Consider the following 2477-nt stretch of genomic DNA (forward strand, 5'->3'; position numbering starts at 1 on the left):
GTTTCGGCCTCGCCCCGCCGTTCACCGCGACGGCATTCACCGCGACGGCGGGAGCCGGAGCGGCCCGAGTCCCGCCGAACGGCCGGTGCCACGGAAGGACGGGTTCAGCTCGCGGTGCAGGTGAGCGCCGGGACGGTGTTGGCGCCGGTGCGGGTGCCCTGGAAGCCGAAGGAGGTGCTGCCGCCCGCGGCGAGGGAGCCGTTGTAGCCCGCGTTGACGGCGGAGACCGACGCCCCGGTCTGGGTGGCCGTGGCGTTCCAGGCGTTGGTGACCTTCTGGTCGCCGCCGTAGGTCCAGGTGACCTTCCAGGAGCCGATCGCGGTGGCGCCGGCCTTGACGGTGACGGCGGCGGTGAAGCCGCTGCCCCAGTCGCTGGTGGTGGTGTAGGTCGCGGTGCACCCCTTGTCACCCGGCACGGTGGTGCCGGTGGTGGTGACGGTGACCGGGGCGGAGGCGGCGGAGGTGTTGCCGGCGGCGTCGCGGGCCTTGACGGTGTAGGTGTAGGCGGTGCCGGCGGTCAGGCCGGTGTCCGTGTACGAGGTGCCGGCGACGGAGGCGACCTTGCTGCCCCCGCGGTAGACGTCGTAGCCGGTGACCCCGGTGTCGTCGGTCGAGGCGGTCCAGGACAGTGCCGCGCCGGAGGCCGTCGCGGTGCCCGTCAGGCCGGTGGGCGCGGTGGGTGCCGTGGTGTCGCCGCCCGTGCTGCCGCCGGTGTGCTTGAAGTCGCCGAGTTCGTCGAGGGTGACGACGTACGGGTCGTCGTACACCCGCTTGAGGAAGTCCAGGGAGTTGCTGCTGGCGTCCTGCTCGAAGCCGGCCCAGGCGACGAAGTACGACCAGTCGGCCCGGTAGGCGCGCAGCAGGTCGGGGTCGGGTACGGTGCCGACCTCGGAGAGGGCGGCGACCTTGGTGTCGCCGGTCAGCGCCAGTTCGCGGTCGTAGGTGAGGGCCACCGGGCCGTGGTCGCCGGCGGTGGGGTAGGAGTCGGCGCTGACCATGTCGACCACGTCGTCACCCGGGTACCAGGCCGGGTCGACGGAGTTCCACTGCCAGATCAGGTTGTGGATGCCGTCGACCTCGGTGAGCCGCTGGTGCACCAGCCGGTAGAGGGCCTTGGCCGCCTCCGGCCCCTTGGCGCCCCACCAGAACCATCCGCCCTCGGCCTCGTGCAGCGGCCGCCAGATGACCGGAACGCCCGCGTCCTGCAGGCGCTTGAGCTGGACGGCGATGGCGTCGATGTCGCGCAGCAGCAGCTTGTAGTCGTTCGAGGTCGGGTCGGCCAGGGCTGCTTGGACGTCGAAGGTGGTGGAGTCGGTGTAGAAGCCGCGCCACCACTCCTTGCCGGGCTGGTCGATCAGGCCGCTGGGGGCGTTCCAGTGCCAGCAGAAGGCGACGATGCCGCCGCGCTTGTCCCAGGCGATGGCGTTGTCGGTGTCCTGGCCGGTGGTGCCGCGCTCCACCCGGCTGGGGGTGTAGTCCATCATGTCCAGGCCCTCGACGGCCGGGGCCTTGCCGACGTTGGTCTCGATCCACTGCTCGTGGGCGGCGTCCTGCTGGCCGCTGAGGATGTTCTTGCCGTAGTTCGCCGTCAGGTACTTCATCAGCGACTTGGCCTCGGGCGTGGCCCGGGGGTCGGTCAGTTCCCCGGTGACGGCGTGCGGCGGGCGGGCCGGGGCCGGGGTGAGGGAGACCGAGTCGATCAGGTACCAGCCCCAGTCGTTGCTGATCGTCACGGTGTTGGTGCCGGCCTTCAGGAGCACGTTGCCGGCCGCCGCGTCCGTCCAGGCGGTGGTGGCGGGGAGCGAGACCTCCCCCACCCCGCTGCCGTTGACCAGCAGGTTCGCCTTCTTGTCGCCGTACGGTCCGGCGTAGCGGACCGACAGGCTGTAGAGCCCGCCGGGGCTGTCGGGCACGGTGACCGTCAGGCTGTCGCTCGACTGGTCGAAGCCCTCGACGTAGCCGGTGCCCTGGAAGTCCGCGACCGACGTTCCGACGGTCACGCCGTTCAGCGTGCCGCCCTCGGCCTGGTAGACCTGGGTCGAACCGGTCTCGGCCGCTCGGGCGGGGCCCGGTTGCAGGACCGCCGCCGCCGGGAGGGCGAGCGCGGCCGACAGCGCCAGGCCGAGCAGTCTGCTTCTGAACTGTGTGTGGGGGGACAAGAGGAGCCTCCGCGTTCCATGGTGGGACAGTGACCTGGGTCAACTGCATGGGAGCGCTCCCAAGAAAGCCCGGGGGAACCCGGGTGTCAAGGCGCCGCGGGGAAGCCGGGCCCCCACCTGCCCGGCGTCAGGTAACTTGCAGGGCCCCGGATTCGGACCCCGCGGGCGAGCGCGGTGCGGAAGGCCGCCGGGAGTGGAATCCGCCGCGGGGGTCGCAGCGGCCCGTGCGGGGCGCGGGGGCGGTTCCGGCGGGGCGCGGGGCGGTTCCGGCGGGGCGCCGAGCAGGCGTCGGACCCCGTGGACGGCAGGGCCGTCCAC

1 protein-coding gene is annotated in these 2477 nt (G+C 72.4%); it reads right to left on the reverse strand.

Features of this window, described 5'->3' with window-relative positions; all coding sequences use genetic code 11:
- Nucleotides 1–104: 104 nt before the first annotated feature.
- Nucleotides 105–2159 carry a glycosyl hydrolase gene (locus ACFUEL_RS38430; protein ID WP_380242670.1) on the reverse strand — a complete coding sequence of 685 codons (2055 nt, stop codon included), beginning with the start codon at nt 2157–2159 and terminating at the stop codon, nt 105–107.
- Between the last annotated feature and the right edge of the window lie 318 nt (nt 2160–2477).

The organism is Kitasatospora sp. NPDC057198, assembly GCF_042670125.1.
In the GTDB taxonomy this organism is placed as follows: Bacteria; Actinomycetota; Actinomycetes; order Streptomycetales; family Streptomycetaceae; genus Kitasatospora.